This is a genomic window from Novosphingobium sp. RL4 (genome assembly GCF_035658495.1).
Classification (GTDB): Bacteria; Pseudomonadota; Alphaproteobacteria; order Sphingomonadales; family Sphingomonadaceae; genus Novosphingobium.
This window is the reverse complement of the sequence record NZ_CP141944.1, coordinates 1,938,497-1,957,930: the sequence shown is the minus strand read 5'-3', so window position 1 is coordinate 1,957,930 and position 19,434 is coordinate 1,938,497. Positions and strand designations below refer to the sequence as shown.

Annotated in this window: 21 protein-coding genes; 16 read left to right on the top strand and 5 right to left on the bottom strand. The window is 65.8% G+C overall.

Annotated features, from left to right (window positions below):
- Positions 1-6 precede the first annotated feature (6 nt).
- On the bottom strand, positions 7-519 hold the full coding sequence (locus tag U9J33_RS09470; protein ID WP_324694755.1) for a hypothetical protein: 513 nt from the start codon (positions 517-519) through the stop codon (positions 7-9).
- 96 nt (positions 520-615) lie between these two features.
- On the opposite strand from U9J33_RS09470, the gene truA reads away from it, so the two are divergent.
- Positions 616-1,362 carry a tRNA pseudouridine(38-40) synthase TruA gene (gene truA, locus U9J33_RS09465; RefSeq protein ID WP_324694753.1) on the top strand — a complete coding sequence of 249 codons (747 nt, stop codon included), beginning with the start codon at positions 616-618 and terminating at the stop codon, positions 1,360-1,362.
- Between the two features lie 108 nt (positions 1,363-1,470).
- Here truA and cobS read toward each other — a convergent pair whose 3' ends face one another.
- Positions 1,471-2,475 carry a cobaltochelatase subunit CobS gene (gene cobS / locus U9J33_RS09460; protein WP_054441731.1) on the bottom strand — a complete coding sequence of 335 codons (1,005 nt, stop codon included), beginning with the start codon at positions 2,473-2,475 and terminating at the stop codon, positions 1,471-1,473.
- 110 nt (positions 2,476-2,585) lie between these two features.
- Entirely contained in the window at positions 2,586-3,314 is a 729-nt protein-coding gene (locus U9J33_RS09455; RefSeq protein ID WP_324694750.1) for a helix-turn-helix domain-containing protein, read from the bottom strand.
- A 133-nt stretch (positions 3,315-3,447) separates the two neighbouring features.
- On the opposite strand from U9J33_RS09455, the gene U9J33_RS09450 reads away from it, so the two are divergent.
- The 7 genes from U9J33_RS09450 to U9J33_RS09420 all read left to right on the top strand — a co-directional run bounded on the left by U9J33_RS09450 (position 3,448) and on the right by U9J33_RS09420 (position 7,654).
- Positions 3,448-4,122: a glutathione S-transferase family protein gene (locus U9J33_RS09450; RefSeq protein WP_324694748.1), complete on the top strand. Its 675-nt coding sequence runs from the start codon at positions 3,448-3,450 to the stop codon at positions 4,120-4,122.
- Between the two features lie 2 nt (positions 4,123-4,124).
- Positions 4,125-4,511 (top strand): DUF1428 domain-containing protein, encoded by a 387-nt coding sequence (locus U9J33_RS09445; RefSeq protein WP_324694746.1) that lies wholly within the window; start codon positions 4,125-4,127, stop codon positions 4,509-4,511.
- A gap of 2 nt (positions 4,512-4,513) precedes the next feature.
- Complete coding sequence (locus U9J33_RS09440; protein WP_324694743.1) at positions 4,514-5,314, top strand: VOC family protein; 801 nt, start codon at positions 4,514-4,516, stop codon at positions 5,312-5,314.
- Between the two features lie 85 nt (positions 5,315-5,399).
- On the top strand, positions 5,400-6,026 hold the full coding sequence (locus U9J33_RS09435; RefSeq protein ID WP_324694740.1) for a glutathione S-transferase family protein: 627 nt from the start codon (positions 5,400-5,402) through the stop codon (positions 6,024-6,026).
- Entirely contained in the window at positions 6,023-6,523 is a 501-nt protein-coding gene (locus tag U9J33_RS09430) for a VOC family protein (RefSeq protein ID WP_324694738.1), read from the top strand. Before U9J33_RS09435 ends, U9J33_RS09430 begins: the two co-directional genes overlap by 4 nt.
- Positions 6,520-7,185, top strand: coding sequence for a glutathione S-transferase family protein (locus U9J33_RS09425; RefSeq protein ID WP_324694737.1), 666 nt, complete (start codon positions 6,520-6,522; stop codon positions 7,183-7,185). The genes U9J33_RS09430 and U9J33_RS09425 overlap by 4 nt, the downstream gene beginning before the upstream one ends.
- 10 nt (positions 7,186-7,195) lie before the next feature.
- The gene (locus U9J33_RS09420; RefSeq protein WP_324694735.1) at positions 7,196-7,654 is read left to right on the top strand and encodes an SRPBCC family protein; all 459 of its coding nucleotides are present in this window, start codon (positions 7,196-7,198) and stop codon (positions 7,652-7,654) included.
- 44 nt (positions 7,655-7,698) lie between these two features.
- Here U9J33_RS09420 and U9J33_RS09415 read toward each other — a convergent pair whose 3' ends face one another.
- Complete coding sequence (locus U9J33_RS09415) at positions 7,699-8,292, bottom strand: DnaJ domain-containing protein (RefSeq protein ID WP_324694733.1); 594 nt, start codon at positions 8,290-8,292, stop codon at positions 7,699-7,701.
- A gap of 39 nt (positions 8,293-8,331) precedes the next feature.
- Here U9J33_RS09415 and U9J33_RS09410 point away from each other — a divergent pair, with 39 nt between their 5' ends.
- From U9J33_RS09410 to U9J33_RS09375, 8 genes are all read left to right on the top strand, one after another.
- Positions 8,332-8,604, top strand: a complete 273-nt coding sequence (locus U9J33_RS09410) for a BolA family protein (RefSeq protein WP_185998801.1) — start codon at positions 8,332-8,334, stop codon at positions 8,602-8,604.
- Between the two features lie 103 nt (positions 8,605-8,707).
- Positions 8,708-9,364 (top strand): ATP phosphoribosyltransferase, encoded by a 657-nt coding sequence (gene hisG, locus U9J33_RS09405; RefSeq protein WP_054441505.1) that lies wholly within the window; start codon positions 8,708-8,710, stop codon positions 9,362-9,364.
- Positions 9,364-10,653 carry a histidinol dehydrogenase gene (gene hisD / locus U9J33_RS09400; protein ID WP_324694729.1) on the top strand — a complete coding sequence of 430 codons (1,290 nt, stop codon included), beginning with the start codon at positions 9,364-9,366 and terminating at the stop codon, positions 10,651-10,653. Before hisG ends, hisD begins: the two co-directional genes overlap by 1 nt.
- Complete coding sequence (gene nusB / locus U9J33_RS09395; protein ID WP_054441504.1) at positions 10,650-11,108, top strand: transcription antitermination factor NusB; 459 nt, start codon at positions 10,650-10,652, stop codon at positions 11,106-11,108. The genes hisD and nusB overlap by 4 nt, the downstream gene beginning before the upstream one ends.
- Positions 11,109-11,190: 82 nt before the next feature.
- A complete protein-coding gene (gene thiL / locus U9J33_RS09390; protein ID WP_324694726.1) occupies positions 11,191-12,150 on the top strand; it encodes a thiamine-phosphate kinase in 960 nt (319 codons plus the stop codon).
- A gap of 161 nt (positions 12,151-12,311) precedes the next feature.
- Positions 12,312-14,405, top strand: a complete 2,094-nt coding sequence (locus U9J33_RS09385; RefSeq protein ID WP_324694724.1) for a sodium-translocating pyrophosphatase — start codon at positions 12,312-12,314, stop codon at positions 14,403-14,405.
- A gap of 210 nt (positions 14,406-14,615) precedes the next feature.
- Positions 14,616-15,725, top strand: coding sequence for a GNAT family N-acetyltransferase (locus U9J33_RS09380; RefSeq protein ID WP_420719880.1), 1,110 nt, complete (start codon positions 14,616-14,618; stop codon positions 15,723-15,725).
- A complete protein-coding gene (locus U9J33_RS09375) occupies positions 15,722-16,582 on the top strand; it encodes a JmjC domain-containing protein (RefSeq protein WP_324694720.1) in 861 nt (286 codons plus the stop codon). The genes U9J33_RS09380 and U9J33_RS09375 overlap by 4 nt, the downstream gene beginning before the upstream one ends.
- Before the next feature lie 37 nt (positions 16,583-16,619).
- Here the strand turns inward: U9J33_RS09375 and U9J33_RS09370 are convergent, their stop codons facing one another.
- Positions 16,620-19,421 (bottom strand): M1 family metallopeptidase, encoded by a 2,802-nt coding sequence (locus tag U9J33_RS09370; protein WP_324694718.1) that lies wholly within the window; start codon positions 19,419-19,421, stop codon positions 16,620-16,622.
- Positions 19,422-19,434: the final 13 nt, after the last annotated feature.

The window sequence follows — 19,434 nt, the reverse complement described above, 5'->3', positions numbered from 1 at the left end:
CGCAGGTCACGGCATGCGGCGGACGGGCGGCGGCTCGCTCGCCCAGCGGTCCTGCGCCTCGCGGACACGCTGCGCGGCCCTGGACCAGCCTTCCGGAGATTTGTCGCGCACGCGGATGTCGAAGGTGTCGGCAGCGCGAAATTCGAGGACCTCGGCGCCTTCCGGTCCGGCGACATAGGCATAGGGCACCTCGCTCCCCACGAAGAAGCCATCGCCCGACACCAGCGTTTCCGTGCCGAGTTCCACGCTTCCGGCCACGATGTAGTACAGGCAGTCGCAATCGTGGCTATGGAGCGGAAGCGCGAAGCCGCTCTTCAACCGGAGCCGCGCCAGGCTCATGCCCGGGCGGCGGTAAGGCACGTCGACATGTTCGCCGGTTTCCGGACCGGCCCCGGCGAACAGCGGCAACGCGGCGATCATGTTCGGGGCCTCACCCGCAAGCGTCATGCAGCCGCAGTCATCCAGCGAGGGCGCTTCCCGGCCCCGGAATATCTCGAAACGTGAAGCCTGTTCGGCCATTTGCGCTCTCCTCAACGGCGGGGGACGAGGATGCCCCGCGCGCCGCCTCGCGCCAAGCCGTTTGCAGAGCGCGCGCAGTCCTGTATCGGCGGCGCGATGACCCGCTTTGCCCTCACTCTCGAATTCGACGGCGCCCCCTACATGGGCCTTCAACGCCAGGCGCATGGCCCCTCGGTACAACAGAGCGTCGAGGAAGCGGCTTTCGCCCTCACCGGGGAAACCACGAGCATGCACGCCGCCGGCCGCACCGATGCGGGCGTCCACGCGCTGGGCATGAGAGCGCATATCGACATCGACAAGCCGTTCACGCCCTTCCAGTTCATGGAGGGGATGAACGCGCGGCTTCGCCCTCATCCCATCGCGGTCGTCGCCTGCGAGATCGTGCCGGACGACTGGCACGCCCGGTTCGCCTGCATCGGCCGCGCCTATATCTACCGCATCGCCAACCGCCGCGCGCCGCTCACGCTGGAGCGCGGCAAGGCATGGCAGGTGGCCAAGCCGCTTGATGAAGCGGCCATGCACCGCGCCGCGCAGATGCTGGTCGGACTGCACGACTTCACGACATTCCGCTCGGCCCATTGCCAGTCGCAAAGCCCGCTCAAGACCCTCGACCGACTGGACGTGCGGCGCGAAGGCGAAATGGTGCTGATCGAGGCGGAGGCGCGCAGCTTCCTGCATCACCAGGTGCGCTCGATGGTCGGTTGCCTCGCCCTGGTGGGAATGGGCCGCTGGAGGGAGCACCAGATCGCCGAGGCGCTGGAAGCGCGCGACCGACAGGCGCTGGGCCTCAATTCGCCGCCGGACGGGCTCTACTTCGTGAAGGCGATCTACCCCGAGGGCTGATCGCCTTCGCCTGTCACCCACGCTTCGCCGGCTGCGATCACGGCCCTGCGGTGGACAAAAAAAGGGAGGCCGCAGCCTCCCTTTTCCTGTTCGTGATGACGGTAAGTCTCAGGCCTTGCCGACCACGCTCTCGGGCAGGTCGTTGCCGAACACGCGCTGGTAGTATTCGGCCACCATCACGCGCTCGGTCTCGTCGCACTTGTTGAGGAACGAGAGGCGGAAGGCGAAGCCCACATCGTTGAAGATTGCCGAATTCTGTGCCCAGGTGATGACCGTGCGCGGGCTCATCACCGTGGAAATGTCTCCGTTCATGAAGCCCTGACGCGTGAAGTCCGCAACCTTGACCATGTTCGCGACGACCTTGGCATCGACCTGCGGCACCTTCTTGGTGACGATGTCGGTCTCGACCGGTTCCGGCAGGTAATTCAGCCCGACCACCAGGTTCCAGCGGTCCATCTGGCCCTGGTTGATCTGCTGGGTGCCGTGATAGAGGCCGGAGGTATCGCCCAGCCCGACCGTGTTGGCGGTGGCGAAGAGGCGGAAATTCCTGTCCGGGCGGATCACGCGGTTCTGGTCAAGCAGGGTCAGCTTGCCTTCGGTTTCCAGGATGCGCTGGATCACGAACATCACGTCCGGGCGGCCGGCGTCGTATTCGTCGAACACCAGCGCCACCGGGTGCTGGAGCGCCCAGGGCAGCAGGCCTTCGCGGAATTCGGTGACCTGGAGACCGTCGCGCAGCACGATGGCATCGCGGCCGATCAGGTCGATACGGCTGATATGCGCATCGAGGTTGATGCGGATGCATGGCCACTTGAGACGCGCGGCCACCTGTTCGATGTGCGTCGACTTGCCGGTACCATGGTAGCCCTGCACCATGACGCGGCGGTTGTAGGCAAAGCCCGCAAGGATCGCGAGCGTGGTGTCCGGGTCGAAGACGTAAGTCTCGTCAAGGTCGGGAACGCGCTCGTCGGCGACGGAGAAGGCAGGTACCTTCCAGTCGATATCGACTCCGAAGGTCTCGCGCACGTCGAGTTCGATGTCGGGAGCAGCCAGCACGGTGGCGTCTCGTGACTCGGGGCGGTTCTCGGCTTTCATGGTCTCGGTCTCAGTCATCGTTGCACTCGCGTAGACAAGCGAGCGCTGCACCGCAACAGGCTTTGAGCCATATCGGGAAATGCGGTCCGCCGGGCGGCCGGCCATGCCGACGGGCCCGGCTGCGAAAGTCAGCCCCCCGCCACGTTCCCCGGCGCAAGCTTCGCGGGCAGGGAGAAAAGATCGATGAACCTGCGGGCAAGGCCTGCGTCCCCCAGTACCGAAAGCCGCCCGCCCGCCTCCTCCACCGTGCGCTTGCCATAGAACACCGGCAGGAAGTCCGTGGCGGTTTCCGCACAGAAGCGCAGATCCGTCGCGCCGATTTCCTCACCGGCGGGCACGATGTGCAGTTGCCCCCGCTCCAGCCGGCCAAGGAAGCATTGCCCCCCGACGTCGAAAGCCACGGCGATTTCGAGGTCGCCGATCCGCTCGGGCACGATCATCGTGCGCAAGGAGAGCATGAAGGCCACCGGCGTCAGCGGCAGGAACGGATCGTGCGATGGCGAGCGCACCGCCCAGCGCCCAAGTTCCTGCATGACCGCCTCCAGCCCCAATCCCCATTGGGTCAGGGCGTAGACCTGCACGGAGGCAGGCGGCGGAAGCACCGCACGGCGCACGATGCCCGAGGCTTCGAGGCTGCCCAGCCGTTCGGTCAGCACCTTGGCGCTCAGGCCGGGCAGCGCGGCGCGCAGCCCGTTGAAGCGGCGCGGACCAAGCATCATTTCGCGCACGATCGGCAGGGTCCAGCGCTCTCCCACAAGCTCCATCGCGAAGGCCGCCCCGCAGGCGTCGCGGTACCAGCGCCCGTGAGATCCGGCATGAGCGCCCTGCCCTTCCGAACCATCGTCCGGGGCTTTCATCCTGCCTCCCGAACGCTTCGCCCGCCCCTTGGTTTCGTTTTTTAACTCCATGGTTGCTTTTTGTAACCTGAAAGATCAGGCTCCGGCAATAACGAATCGCGCCGAGCAGGCGCATCGACATCGGAGAGTGACGATGCCCCGGAACGAGTCCGCCTCGACCGTCATTACCGCCTATGCCGACGTTCCCCAGCCCGTTCGGGGCCAGGTCCGCGATTTGCGCATCCGCTGGGCGCTGGAGGAGATCGGGCGGGATTACCGGATCGACCTGCTCGACGTGTTCAGCCCGCGCCCGGACAGCTACCGCGAATGGCAGCCCTTCGGCCAGGTTCCCGCCTTCGACGACGGCGAGCAGCGCCTGTTCGAAAGCGGCGCGATCCTGCTCTACCTCGGCGAACAGGACGAGCGGTTGCTTCCGGCAGACCCGGCCACGCGCTGGCAGGCGATCGCCTGGCTGTTCGCGGGGCTCAACAGCATTGAACCGTTCGTCGCCCAGATCGGCATGCTCGACATATTCCAGTCAGGAAAGGCATGGGCCGCAGAAGCCCGTCCAAGCGCGCTGAAGCTCGTGAAATCGCGTCTCTCCAGCACCGAGAAAGCGCTGGGAGAGCGGGAATGGCTGGCCGGCGCCTTCTCGCTCGCGGACATCGTCCTCGTTACGGTGCTGCGCATTCTCGACCACACGGACATCCTCGAAAGCTTCCCCGTGCTCGCCGCCTACAAGGCGCGCGGAGAAAGCCGTCCGGCGTTCCGCCGGGCCCTCTCGGAACAACTCGAAAGCTACGCCTCTCCCGCCACTTCCGGAGAATAGCCATGCCTTACATAGATGGTTTCGTGATTGCCGTCCCCCTTGCCAACAAGGACCGGTTCATCTCCCATGCACGGGAATTCGATGACTATTTCATCGAATACGGGGCAACGCGGGTGGTCGAATGCTGGGGTGACGATCTCCAGCACGGCAAGCAGACCGACTTCTTCCGCGCGGTGGACGCCAGAGAGGACGAAACGGTCTGCTTCAGTTGGATCGAGTGGCCCGACAAGGCCACGCGGGACCGGCAGATGGGCCTGCTGATGGAGCTTATGAAGAACGATCCGCGCTTCGACCCCGCCACCAACCCGCCGCCTTTCGACGGCGCGCGAATGATATATGGCGGGTTCGATTCCGTCGTCGAACTGCCTCAGGCCGAAACGGGAGAATGACGATGGCCAATCCAGTCGGAAGCTTCATCTGGTACGAACTGCTCACCAGCGACCTCGACGGGGCTGCGGCCTTCTACCGCGCGGTCGTGGGCTGGACCATCGGCGATCACGCCAGCCCGGAAGCGGGCGGCCTGGACTATCGCATGATCGTGCGGGACGATGGCGGCATGGCCGGCGGCGCCATGCAGATCACCGAGGATATGGCCGAAGGCGGAGCACGGCCGATCTGGCTGCCCTACTTCCATGTCGAGGATGTCGACGCGGCGGTGGAGACGATCGCCTCGGAAGGCGGCAAGATCCAGATGCCCGCCACCGACCTGCCCGTGGGCCGCATCGCCATGGTTGCCGACCCGCAGGGCGTGCCGATCTACCTTATGAACCCTGTCCCGCCCGCCGATCAGCCCGATGCAGCGAGCGACGTGTTCTCCGTCACCGAAAACCAGCGGGTTCGGTGGAACGAACTGGCCAGCCCCGACCAGGCCGCCTCCATGGCGTTCTACGGCAGGCACTTCGGATTCACCTTCGACGAGAAGATGTCGATGGGCGAGATGGGAGACTACTGCTTCATCGGCCACCACGGGCAAACGCTCGGCGCGATCATGCAGCGCCAGGAGGAAAGCCAGCCCTCGGTCTGGCTGTTCTACTTCGGCGTCCCTTCGATCGAGGCGGCGAAAGCGGCGATCGAGGCGAACGGCGGCACCGTGCTGATGGGCCCGCACGAGGTGCCCGGCGGCGAGTGGATCGTCGTCGCGATCGATCCGCAAGGCGCAGGCTTCGGCCTCGTCGGCCCTAAAGGTGACTAAGGCACGACCGGAACTTCAAGGCCATTGACGACAGCCCCGTGTTCCGCAATTGTTCCAACCTCGCACCACGCGACGGAGAAGGACTATGGCCGATTATACCTTCTATACCAACCCGATGTCGCGTGGGCAGATCGCCCGCTGGGCACTTCATGAGGCGGGCGCCGATTACCGGCAGGTCCTGATCGACTGGAAAGACAAGCCGGCCAGTTTCCTCGCGGTCAATCCGATGGGCAAGGTGCCCACGATCGTCCACCACGCCGATGGCGGCGACCGTGTCGTGACCGAAGCCGCCGCGATCTGCCTCTACCTCGCCGAGATGCATCCCGAAGCCGGACTGCTGCCCAATGACGGGGAAATGGCGGACTACTATCGCTGGACGTTCTTCGCGTCCGGCCCGGTCGAACAGGCGATCACCTCGCGCCACCTCAAGTGCGAGCCGACGCCCGAACAGGAGCCGATGGTCGGCTGGGGCAACTTCGAGCGGACGATGAATGCCCTCGAAAGCCATTTCGACCAGGCAGACTATGTGTGCGGCTCCCGCTTCACCATGGCCGACGTCTACGTCGGCAGCGCGGTGGACTGGGGGCTGACTTTCGGCACGATGCCGCCGCGCCGCGCCTTCGTCGCCTATGCCGAGCGTTTCCAGGCACGCGAGGCCTACAAGGCAGCCAAAGCGGTGGACAACACGCTGATCGGGGAGATGAAGAAATGACCGCCACGGATCGCGCGAAGAACCGCGTCTGCCTCTGGTACGAAGGCGATGCCGAAGAGGCCGCGAACTTCTATGCCTCGATCTTTCCCGACACCCGGGTCACCGACCTGACTCGCTCCCCGGCGGACTATCCCGACGGCAAGGCGGGAGACGTCATCACGGTCGAATTCTCGGTCATGGGCATAGAATGCATCGGCCTCAACGGCGGCCCGGCGTTCAAGCATAGCGAAGCTTTCTCGTTCCAGGTGGAAACCGGGGACCAGGAAGAGACCGACCGCTACTGGAACGCCATCGTGGGTAACGGCGGCGCGGAAAGCATGTGCGGCTGGTGCAAGGACAAGTGGGGGCTTTCCTGGCAGATCACACCCCGGGTGCTGGGACGGGCGCTGGGCAATCCCGACCGGGCGGCCGCCAAGCGGGCGATGGAAGCGATGATGACGATGCGCAAGATCGATGTCGCCGCGATCGAGGCCGCCCTTGCAGGAAGCACCGCATGACGCCTGAGCCTGTTCTCGAACTCTTCGGCCATCCCTTTTCGTCCTACACGTGGAAGGCGCTGATCGCGCTTTACGCCCATGACGTGCCCTTCGTTCTGCAAGTGGTCGATGCCGAGCACCCGGAACATGCCGAAGTCGTGCAGATGGCAGGACCGCTGGGCAAGTTCCCGGTGCTGCGCGATGGCGAGAACCTGCTGTTCGAAGCCACCACGATCATCGAATATATTGATCGGCACCATGCTGCCCCGGGCACGCTCCTGCCCGAAGATCCGGACGCGGCAACGGCGATCCGCATGCTGGACCGGGTCTTCGACAACTACGTGATGAACGTCATGCAGATCGTGGTGAACGAGTATATCCGCGATCCGGAGAATCCCGACCTGACCCGCTGCGCCGAAGCCCGCGCGCAACTGGACCGGGTCTATGCCTGGCTGGAAGGCTGGCTCCAGTTCTATCCGCCGATGGAGCATGTCACCCTGATCGAATGCGCCGCGGCGCCCGCCCTGTTCTATGCGGATTGGGTCCACCCGATACCCGAGGACAGGCCGCGCCTTCGTGCCTGGCGCGCGCATCTGCTCTCGCTGCCCGCCGTCGCCCGCTGCGTCGACGAGGCACGGCCGTTCCGCGCCTATTTCCCGCTCGGCGCACCTGATAGAGACTGAGGAGAACCCCGTGAGCGAGACTGGTAACGAACTGTCGATCACCCGCTACATCGATGCTCCCATCACGCAGGTATGGGACGTCATGGCCAACCGGCAGGAGGAATGGTGGTGCCCCCGTCCCTGGCGGGTCGAAGTCGAGGAGCAGGACCGCCGCCCCGGCGGAATCTGCCGGATGACGATGTACGGGCCTGACGGGGAAACCGCACCGCAGGACGGGATATACCTCGCATACGAGGAAGGCCGCCGCTTCGTTACCACCGATGCCGTCACGGGAGACTTCCAGCCATCCGGGCCGTTCATGATCGGTATCTGGGAACTGGAACCGGAAGGCAGCGGCACGCGCTATACCGCCCGCGCACGGCACTGGCGCGAGGAAGACCGCAAGATGCACGAGGACATGGGCTTCACGGACGGCTGGTCCGCCTGCGCCGAACAACTCGCCAAAATCTGCGAAAGGGAAAAGGCCTGAACCGAAGCGGGTGGCGGAACCGTCACCCCGCTCCGCCAGTAGGCCTACCCCTCCAACGCCGCCGATTTACGCAGGAGCTGATAAGCCTCCACCACCCCCTGCAAACGCGCGGCACGGCTATGGTCTCCGCCGTTGTGATCGGGGTGATACTGGCGCAGCAGCCGCGTGTAGCGCAGCCGCAGCGTCTTGCTGTCGATATCGCCATCGAGCCCCAGCACGCCGAGCGCGCGTCGCTCTTCCGGGTTGAAGCGGGCGTTCTCGGGCTTCATCTCGGACTGGCGCTGCCGCATGTGCGCCTTGGCGCGGCCGCTGATCGCTTCCAGCGGATCGGCAAAGTCGGCCCAGCGCGGCGTACCGTCCACGCCGGCATCCGGCCGGAACGCACGGCTCTGCGCTTCCCAGCCATGCAGCGGCGACTGCGCGCGGAAAATTTCCTCCGCGCTCATGCCGTCGAAATAGTCGTACCCCGAATTGAATTCGCGAACGTGATCGAGACAGAACCAGCGATAGTCGCCCGGCCCGTCAAAACCGGGCAAGCGCACGCCCGGCGCACGGAATTCGCCCGCCTCTTCACACCCCGGCCAGTTGCACGCGCGTCCACCGGATTCGACTCTGCCATGAAATCTAGAATGTCTCACCGGCTTCCAGATGGGATAACGAGCGCGTAAATGGAAGACATGACCGGACCGATCGCACAGGAAATGCGGCAGCTTCTCGAAGCCGCCTTCACCCCCACCCGCCTTGATGTCGTCAACGATTCCGCCAGCCACGCCGGTCACACCGGCGATGACGGCACCGGCGAATCGCACTTCACCATAGAAATCGAAAGTCCCGCTTTCGCAGGCGTTTCGCGCCTTCAGCGCCAGCGCCTCGTCAATGCGGCACTCGGCGACATTCCGGGAAACCGGGTCCACGCCGTCGCCATCAAGGCCAGCGCCCCCGGCGAATAGAGCGCGCCGTTGCAGCCTTGCGCCGGGGGGCAACCTGAAGGCCGAACATAGCGCCGTCATCCCCGGTTGCCCTTTGCGCAATGGCAGCCTAAATGCGCGCACCATGCCGACAAGCCTGACATTCGCCGTGCCCAAGGGCCGAATCCTCGACGAAGCGCTGCCTCTGATGGCGCGTGCCGGCGTGGTGCCCGAGGCGGAATTCCACGACAAGAAGTCCCGCGCGCTCTCTTTTGCGTGCGAGAACAGCGAGATGCGCCTGATCCGCGTGCGCGCATTCGATGTGGCGACGTTCGTGGCGCATGGCGCGGCGCAAGTCGGCATCGTCGGCTCCGACGTGGTGGAAGAGTTCGCCTACCCCGACCTCTATGCCCCGGTGGACCTCGATATCGGGCACTGCCGGCTCTCGGTGGCCGAACGTGAAGGCGAAGTCGGCGGGGCGCTGCCTTCGCACTTGCGCGTCGCCAGCAAGTATCCGAACCTGACCCGCCGCCATTACGAGAAGCTGGGCGTACAGGCCGAAGTCGTGAAGCTGAACGGCGCGATGGAACTCGCCCCTTCGCTCGGCCTCTCCAGCCGCATCGTCGACCTGGTGTCCACCGGCCGCACGCTGAAGGAAAACGGTCTTGTCGAAACCAGCCGCATCCTCGACATTTCCGCGCGCCTGATCGTCAACCGTGCCGCGCTCAAGACCGACGACCGCGTGGCCGCGCTCGTCGAAGCCTTCCGTGCGCTGGTAGCCGAACAGAAGGCCGCCGCCTGATGCTGCGCCTTTCCAGCAAGGACGCGGACTTCGCGGAAGCCTTCCGGCGCGTCGTTTCCGACCGCCGGGAGAGCGCCGTCGATGTCGCCCGCGACGTGGCCGAAATCCTGGCGCAAGTGCGCGAACGCGGTGACGCGGCGCTGGCCGACTATACCGCGCGCTTCGACGGGCACGACCTCGACCGGAGCGGCTGGCGGATCGATGCGGAAACCTGCCGCGCCGCATTCGAAGCCCTCGCCCCGGAACTGCGCGCGGCGCTCGAACTCGCCGCAACCCGCATTCGCGCCTATCACGCCGCCCAGCTGCCGGAAAACCGCGACTATACCGACGAAGCCGGCGTCCGCCTCGGCGCGGTCTGGCGCGCGGTCGATGCCGCCGGGCTTTACGTGCCGGGCGGCCGCGCGGCCTACCCCTCCTCGATGCTGATGAACGCGATCCCCGCCAAGGTCGCAGGCGTGGAGCGTCTCGTCGTCGTCACGCCTACGCCCAAGGGCGAAGTCAACGCGCTCGTCCTTGCCGCCGCGCACCTTGCTGGCGTGGATGAAGTGTGGCGCGTGGGTGGTGCCCATGCCGTCGGCGCGCTGGCCTACGGCACCGATCGGATCGCCGCGGTCGACGTCGTCACCGGTCCCGGCAATGCCTGGGTGGCCGAGGCCAAGCGCCAGCTCTACGGCGTCGTCGGCATCGACATGGTCGCCGGACCGAGCGAAATCCTCGTCATCGCCGACGCCAGGAACGAACCCCGCCGGATTGCCGCCGACCTGCTGAGCCAGGCCGAGCACGACCCGACCTCGCAGTCGATCCTCATCACCGACGATGCGGCTTATGCCGACGCTGTTGCCGAAGCGGTGGAACTGGAGCTGTCCACCCTCGCCACCGAAGCAACCGCTCGCCAGTCGTGGAACGACTACGGCGTGATCGTCGTTGTCGAGAGCCTCGACGAGGCCCCGGCCCTTGCCGATGCGCTCGCCGCCGAGCACGTCGAGATCGCCACCGACGATCCGGAGAGCCTGTTCCGCAAGATCCGCCATGCCGGATCGGTGTTCCTTGGCCGCATGACCCCCGAAGCGGTGGGCGACTATGTCGCCGGCCCCAACCACGTGCTGCCCACCGGGCGTCGCGCGCGGTTCGCCTCGGGCCTGTCGGTCCTCGATTTCATGAAGCGCACCAGCTTCATCCAGCTCGACCAGGCGGCGCTGGAGGCCATCGGCCCCGCCGCCGTTGCCCTTGCCGATGCCGAAGGGCTTCCCGCGCACGCGCGCTCCATTTCCGTGAGACTTTCCCAATGAGCAATTCCAAGCAAGCCGGCTCGAAGCAAGCCAGGGCCGCCGCCCGCCTCGCCGCCGTCCAGGCGCTGTACCAGTTCGACATGGAGGGCACCCTGCTGCCCACCCTGCTTGACGAATTCCACCGCCACCGTCTCGGCATGACGATCGACGAAGAAGAATACGCCAAGGCCGAAGTCGCCTTCTTCGACGACGTGGTGAAGGGTGTGATCTCTCGCCGTGACGAGATCGATGAACTGCTCTCGGGCAAGCTCGCCGAAGGCTGGGCGCTGCCCCGCCTCGACAAGACCATGCTGCAGATTCTGCGCGCGGGAACCTACGAGCTTCTCGCCCGCGCCGACGTGCCGACCGGCGCTGCCATCAGCGAGTATCTCGACGTGGCTCACGCCTTCTTCGATGCGCGCGAAGCCAAGTTCGTGAACGGCGTGCTCGACGCCGTCGCCAAGGTCGTCCGCTGATCCTGGATGCCGCGTTTCCGCGCAGCATGAGCGTTCACTCGTGATCTCGACAATGGGCCCGCCACGGCCCATTGTCTCCGGCGTGACCCGTGAATTCGCCTTTATAGACGCCTTGCGCGCGATTGCCGTGGACCCGGCTGCGCGCGGCCTTGCCGACGATGCCGCCGTTCTGGAAATCGGCGACGAGCGGCTGGTGCTGACCATGGATACCCTGGTCGAATCCGTCCACTTCCTGCCCGGCGACCCGCCCGAGGACGTGGCCTGGAAACTCGTCGCCGTGAACGCTTCGGACCTTGCCGCAAAAGGCGCGGCCCCGCTCGGCTGCCTCAAGTCGCACGCGCTTGGCGAAGACGACTGGGACCGTGCCTTCCTTGCGGGACTGGAGCGTGCCTGCCGCCATTTCGCGATGCCGCTCCTGGGGGGCGATACCGTGCGAATGCCGGCTGGTTCCGCACGCAGTTTCTCGCTGACCGCGCTCGGTCTGGGGCCGACCGAATGCCTCGTGCCCTCCCGCAGCGGCGCGCAGGCGGGCGATCTCGTGTGGGTGAGCGGCACGCTCGGCGATTCCGGGCTGGGCCTCGACCTGCTGTCCTCGGGCCGCGATGTGCAGAGCACCGATGCCGCATGGCTTGCCGATCGCTACCGCCGCCCCATGCCGGAGCCGGCGCTGGGAGTGGCGCTTGCCCCCCTGGTGACGGCGATGATGGACGTCTCGGACGGACTGCTTGTCGATGCGCGCCGGATGGCAGTGGCCAGCGCGGTTGCCATCACCCTCTCCGCGGACGAGGTTCCGCTTTCCCCCGCGCTCGTCTCCACGGCCGGTGACGGGCTCGACCAGCGCATCGCCGCGATGACGGCGGGGGACGACTATGTCCTGCTGTTCACCGCCCCTGCCGTGAACAGCGCCTACATACGCGCCGCCGCCGCCTCGGCAGGCTCGCACGTACATCTGATCGGGACGGTGGACGAAGGGGAAGGCGTTGCGCTGGAATGGAACGGCGCGCCCACGCCATTGCCGGAGCGACTGGGCTACCAGCATTGAAGCGGGCCGAACCTGTTGCAGGCCGAACCTGATCCAGGATGGCGCAATTCCGTAAATTCCGCCGCCATCAACGCGCTTGCCACTAATCCCGCTTCCCTATAGCCATAGTCGGATCGAGCGGGAAAACCCGTCGTTACATCGTTGGGAAAAGGGGGCGTTTTGTGAATCCAGTCACGATCGCAATTGTCCTGGGGCTTCTGGCCATTCTCTATGGCTTCGTCACCAGCCGCCAAGTGCTCGGCTCGCCAGCCGGCAACGAAAAGATGCAGGAAATCGCAGCCGCCATTCAGGAAGGCGCCCAAGCCTACCTGAAGCGCCAGTATTCGACGATCGCGGTAGTCGGCCTCGTCGTCGCCATCATCATCGCCATTACGCTCGGTACGGTTTCCGCCATCGGCTTCGTCGTCGGCGCGATCCTGTCCGGCGTCGCCGGCTTCATCGGCATGAACATATCGGTCCGCTCAAACGTGCGCACCGCCGCCGCCGCGCAGACCGGCCTGCAACAAGGGCTCACGCTGGCCTTCCGCGCGGGCGCCATCACCGGCATGCTGGTGGCTGGCCTCGCCTTGCTGGCGATCGCGGTGTTCTACTGGTACCTGACCGGGCCCGGCGGACATACGGTTGGCGGCGAAGACCGCACCGTGGTCCAGGGCCTCACCGCCCTCGCCTTCGGCGCTTCGCTGATCTCGATCTTCGCGCGTCTCGGCGGCGGCATCTTCACCAAGGCGGCCGACGTCGGCGCCGACCTCGTCGGCAAGGTCGAGGCCGGCATTCCCGAGGATGACCCCCGCAACCCCGCCGTCATCGCCGACAATGTGGGAGACAACGTAGGCGACTGTGCCGGCATGGCCGCAGACCTGTTCGAGACTTACGTCGTCACCGTCGGCGCCACCATGGTGCTGACCGCCCTGCTCATGAAGGGCATAGACAACTTTTCCGGCCTCATGGCGCTGCCACTGCTGATCGGCGGCGTCTGCATCGTCACCTCGATCATCGGCACCTATTTCGTCCGGCTCGGTTCCTCGCAGAACATCATGGGCGCCATGTACAAGGGCTTCCTGGTCACGGCGGTACTCTCGGTCCCGGCGATCTGGTGGGCGATCGGATATGCTCTGGGAGACATCAACGCCCTCATCGGCGAAAGCGATTTCTCCGGCCGCACGTTGTTCTACTGTTCGCTGGTGGGGCTGGTCATCACCGGGCTCATCATCTGGATCACAGAATACTACACCGGCACCGGCTACCGCCCGGTGCGCTCTATCGCCAAGGCCTCGGAAACCGGCCACGGCACCAACGTGATCCAGGGCCTCGCCATCAGTCTTGAGGCGACCGCGCTGCCGACGCTGGTGATCGTCACCGGCATCATCGTCGCCTACCAGCTCGCTGGCCTCATCGGCATCGCCTATGCCGCTACCGCCATGCTGGCGCTTGCGGGAATGGTCGTTGCGCTCGATGCCTATGGCCCGGTCACCGACAATGCCGGCGGCATTGCCGAAATGGCGGGCCTCGACGACGCCGTGCGCGAGAAGACCGACGCACTCGACGCCGTGGGCAACACCACCAAGGCCGTCACCAAGGGCTATGCCATCGGCTCGGCCGGCCTTGCCGCGCTGGTGCTCTTTGCCGCCTATACCAATGATCTGCGGGAGTTCTTCCCGGACCTCAACGTCGATTTCAGCCTGGAGAATCCCTACGTCATCGTCGGGCTGCTGCTCGGCGCGCTCCTGCCCTACCTGTTCGGGGCCATGGGCATGACCGCGGTGGGCCGCGCGGCGGGCGACGTGGTGGTGGACGTGCGCGAACAGTTCAAGGCCAACCCCGGCATCATGACCTACGAATCCAAGCCCGACTATGCACGGACCGTGGACCTCGTGACCAAGGCGGCGATCAAGGAAATGATCGTGCCTTCACTGCTGCCGGTACTGGCGCCGATCGTGGTCTACTTCGTGATCTCCGCGGTCGCGGGCACGGAAAACGGCTTCGCGGCACTGGGCGCCCTGCTTCTGGGCGTCATCGTCGGCGGGCTGTTCGTGGCCCTCTCGATGACATCGGGCGGCGGCGCCTGGGACAATGCCAAGAAGTACATCGAGGACGGCCACCACGGCGGCAAGGGTTCCGAAGCCCACAAGGCCGCGGTGACGGGCGATACGGTCGGCGATCCCTACAAGGATACGGCCGGTCCTGCGGTCAATCCGATGATCAAGATCACGAATATCGTCGCCCTGCTACTGCTCGCCGCACTGGCGGGAGGCTGAACCCGGAACGCTGAACGATGGCCTCGGGCAATGGCCCCGCGCGGAGCGATCCGCCGGGATCGTTTTCCCCGGGGCCATCGTTAGCAATTCCTTGATGCCGCCACGCTAGGACGGATCAGCAGCGATCCATTCAGGCTGATGCATTCGACCATGTTTCACCGGCAGGCAACTTCGGTTCGGAAGGACACCGCTTTGGCGGCTCCTGCCCCCATGCCGCCGGAAAGCACGCTGTCCTGCCTGCCCTGGCGCGCGCTGGAAGACCAGATCGCGGCGTGGGACCGGCTGGCACTGCGCGCCAGCGAACCTAACCCCTTCTTCGAGAGCTGGTATCTCCTGCCCTCGCTTCGGCACCTTCCCGACACCGGTAAGGTCATGGTCCTGCTGTTCGAGCAGGCAGGCGAACTTGCCGGCCTCCTGCCCGTGGTAAGCGCGCCGCGCTATTACCGGTGGCCCGTGCCCAATCTCGCAAGCTGGCTTCATGAAAACTGCTTCTGCGGCGTCCCGCTGATCGCGTGCGGTGCCGAGCGGGACTTCTGGCGCGCGGTGCTGGACTGGGCGGACGACCGTGCGGGACAGGCACTGTTCCTGCATCTACGCGCCATGCCCGTGGATGGACCGATCCATGCCGCCCTTTCCGCGACAATTTCCGGGGAGGCGCGCCAGACCGAAATCGTCCTGCGCGAAGACCGTGCCCTGCTCGCTTCGGACCTTTCGGCCGATGCCTATCTGGAAGCCTCGCTCTCCTCCAAGAAGCGCAAGGAGCTGCGCCGCCAGGCGTCTCGCCTCGCCGAACAGGGCGCCGTGGCGGCCGAGCGCCGCTCCGACACGGAAGGACTGCCCGAATGGTGCGAGAGGTTCCTCGCGCTCGAAGCCTCGGGCTGGAAAGGCAAAGCCGGTTCCGCCCTGGCCAATCATGCGGGTACGGCAGCCCTGTTTCGCGAAAGCCTGGAAGGCGCGGCGGCACGCGGGCGCCTCGAACGCCTCTCGCTCACCTTGGGCGGTCGCCCCATCGCCATGCTCGCCAGCTTCCTGACCCCGCCGGGCGCATACTCCTTCAAGACCGCTTTCGACGAGCGCTATTCCCGCTTTTCGCCCGGCGTCCTGCTCCAGCGCGAGAACCTCGACATCCTTGAACGCGGCGATATCGAGTGGAGCGACAGTTGCGCCGCTGCCGATCATCCGATGATCGACCACCTGTGGCGCGAACGGCGCACGATGGCGCGGCTTTCCATCGCCATCGGCGGCCCACTGCGCCGCCGCCTGTTTCGCAGCTTCGTCCGCGCCGAACTCGTACGCAATCCGGCGGGAGGGGGGCGATGAACGTGGTCTCGCGGATCGCTTCCTCGCCGGTTTTCTCCGAAAGCACCCGCGAACGTTTTGCGGCGAACTACCCGGAAACGGCCCACAAGCTGACTCATGCGCTCGGCGACCACCCTCTCATGGCGCTCGAAGCGCTGGCCTGCCTTGCGGAATCGCTTCCGCCTGCTTCGGTCGAGTACAATTTCGGCAATCAGCCCCTCGGCGTCGATGGCAAACCTGCCGCCACCGGCATTCCCATCGGCCGCACCATCCGCGAGATCGAGACCACCAACTCCTGGGCCGTCATCAAGAACATCGAGCAGGAGCCTGCCTACGCGCAGCTGCTCGAAGACCTGCTGGGCGAACTGCGCCCCCTGATCGAGGCGAGGACCGGCAGGATGATGAAGCTTCAGGCCTTCGCCTTCATCACTTCGGCGGGCGGCGTCACACCCTACCACTTCGACCCCGAGCACAATATCCTGCTGCAGGTGCGCGGCACCAAGGTCATGACCCAGTTCCCCGCAGGCGATCCCCGCTTTGCGCCGGACGAAGTGCACGAGACCTATCACACCGGCGGCGGCCGCGAACTCAAATGGCATGACGACCTGCTATGCGGCGGCACGGAATTCGCGCTTTCACCGGGCGATGCGGTCTACGTGCCGGTCATGGCGCCGCATTTCGTGCGCAACGGCAGCACTCCGTCGGTTTCGCTGTCGATTACCTGGCGCTCGGAATGGAGCTTCGCCGAGGCGGACGCGCGGGCTTTAAACGGGTGGCTGCGCGGATTGGGGCTGTCACCGCACCGGACGAAGCGCTGGCCTGCGCGCAATCGGGTCAAGGCCTTCACCTGGCGCGTGCTTCGCAGGTTTAAGAAATAGGGGGAAGGCAGGGGAGCATAGCCCCCCCTGCCCCTTTTTACCTGGCCTTCTTGACCCAGGCTGCAACCTCAACCCGCTGCCGCGGACGGTTGGCCAGACGCTCCTTCAGCCCGGTCAGCGCCTGCACCACGGGCTTCCCCTCATCGGCCGGAAGCGTGGCGGCATAGGCCTCGATCTTGCCGACCATCTCCGGGTTCGTGGTGGACCCGACAATGCGCGCGAAGAAGCGGGCGCGGCCGGAATGTTCGATCAGCCCGTCAACCACCGCCTGATGTTCGCGGACGAAATCGAAGGTCATCTCGGGATGTGCGCGGCCGACCGTGGTGATGATCTGCGAGGCGCTTGTGGCATCCGGCGTGCCGGAAATGGCGAGCGCAAGGGCGTCCCTGGCGATGGCCTCATCCGGCGCCATGCCGAGGTCTGTGTAGTAGAGCTGGCGTTCGACGAAGCTTGTGGCCCGGGCCGCCTGCTGGCGCAGCAGGTCCCAGTCGGCCCGGGTCGCGTTGCTTGCGGCGACGCCGAGCCAGGTTCCCTTGAGCGGACCGTCCAGCGACTTGGGATCGGCGGCAAGGCCCTGAAGACGGCGGCGCGCCTCGGCCACGACGCGCTTGTCGCCGATGGAACCGAGCGTGTCGATCAACTGCGCACGCAGCTTGGTATCGGTCAGCGGCTCGTTCGCGACCGGATCGAAGCCCAGCTGGTCGAGACGCGGGGCCCAGGTCTTCGAGATGCGCGCGGCGAGCTTGTCCTTCACCCTGGCATCGTCAAGCAAGCCGTAGACACTCTCCCACTGGCCGACGACCTTGCCCGCCAGCGTCGCATCGGCGGTTCCGGGCACCGAGGCCAGCAGCCGCAGGCCCGCCGACATGTCCTGATACCCGGCCAGCGACAGCGAGAGATTGTCACGCAGCAACCCGTACTGATCGATCGGCGCAAGCGAGCCGAACGAGGAGACCAGAGCATCGAGCGCCTTGCCGTTGTAGAGTGTGCGGTAATAGCCGAGCTGGCCCGCGTTCACGAGCACGGCATCGCAGCTGTCAACGGTCAGGCTCTCGGTCCGGCCGCTCATCAGATGGCGCGTCGGCTCGCCGTTACCGGCGCGGATCAGCAGCGGCATCGGCCAGGTCGGCTTCTCGCCGCCGTTTGTCGAGGAGGCACGCGCCGAAGGATCGAGCGAGAAGGCATCCTGCGTCAGGTCGAGACGGGTCTTGCCGCCAGCGCAAGCCGAGACGTTCACGCGCAGCAGCGGCACCCCGGGCGTGTGGGTGAAGGCCTCGGCGATGAGGTCCACGTCCTTGCCGCCGGCCGATTCCATCGCACCCCAGAGGTCCCGGCTGCTGGTGTTCGAATAGGCGTGATTGCGCATGTAGGTCTGCATGCCCGCACGCCAGGTATCGGCGCCGACATAGTCTTCCAGCATCGAAATGACCGCCTGACCCTTCTGGTAGGTGATCGAATCGAAGGCCTGTTCCATCTCGGAAACGGTGCGAACCTTCTGCACAACCGGGTGCGTGGTCGGCAGCGCGTCGAGCGCCATGGCGCCTTCGCGGCCGTCGATGCCGTTCAGCTTCCAGTTCCACTCGGGGTTGAAGTGGTCGGTGACCTTGTCGGCCATCCAGCTCGCAAAGCCCTCGTTCAGCCAGATGTCGTCCCACCAGGCCATCGTCACGAGATCGCCGAACCACTGGTGCGCGGTTTCGTGCGCCTGCACACTGTAGATGCTCTGCTTGCCGGAGGGGCTGGTCACGGCGGGGTCGAGCAGCAGGATGCGCTCGAAAGTCATGATCGCGCCCCAGTTCTCCATCGCGCCGAAGAACTGCGACGAGCCGGGCGCTGCGATGTTGTCGAGCTTGGGCAGCGGGAACTTCACGCCGAAGTAATCGTCGAACCACGGCAGGATCTGGGCGAGGCCGTCACGGGCATAGTCCGCCTTCGCGCCGCTGCCGGTGGGCGAGACGATGCCCACTTCCAGGCCGTCCGCCGCCTTCATAGCGCTGCGCTCGAAGTCGCCCATGGCGAAGAACAGCAGGTAGGAGCTCATCTTCGGCGTCGTCGCGAACGTCACGCGCTTGAGTCCTCCGGAGAGTGCTTCCTGGCCCTTCACCGGCATGTTGCTGATCGCCATGCGATCTGCGGGGACGACCGCGGAAAGGTCGAACGTCGCCTTGTAGCTGGGTTCGTCGAAGCTGGGCACGAACCGGCGGGCTTCAGGCGCCTCGAACTGGGTGAAGATGCCGCGCACGTCCTTGCCGGTGCGCTTGTCGGGATAGTCGAGCGCGAAGAGGCCGGAAGGCTGGGTGCCGATCTTGCCCGCATACGTCACGTCGAGGCGGTACTTGCCCGGCGCGATGGCCTTGCCCGCAGCGAAGCGCAGGGTCTGAGCCTTGTCGTCGGCACTGGTCTGGAGCGCGATCTGCATGCCGTTCTCGGCGACCAGCTTCGCGGCGGAGACGGTGAGGCCGTTACCGTGCAGGGTCAGCGCATCGCTGGCGGTGAAGACGGTGAGATCGATCGAGACCGTGCCGGTGAACGTCAGCTTCTCGGCATCGGGAGTGACCTCGATGCGGTAGTGGCTGGGCCGGGCGCTGCGCGGCAGGTCGCTTGGCACGGTGTCGGCCAGCGGCACCGGCGCGCCCGAAGCGGCGGGCGGTACGGCTGCGGCGAAAGCGTGCGTGGAAACGGCGAAAGCAATCACGGCGCCGGCCGTGGCAAGGTTACGCAGGGAAGAACGCATGAGAGGCTGAAGCTCCGGGAAATCGGCTTTGATGCTGATGCGCAGGTCCACCCCGCGCGCAAGCGAATGCGCGCGTCCTAGCGCGAAGTGTCGCGTAGCGGCCATGTCGTTCGTCGAT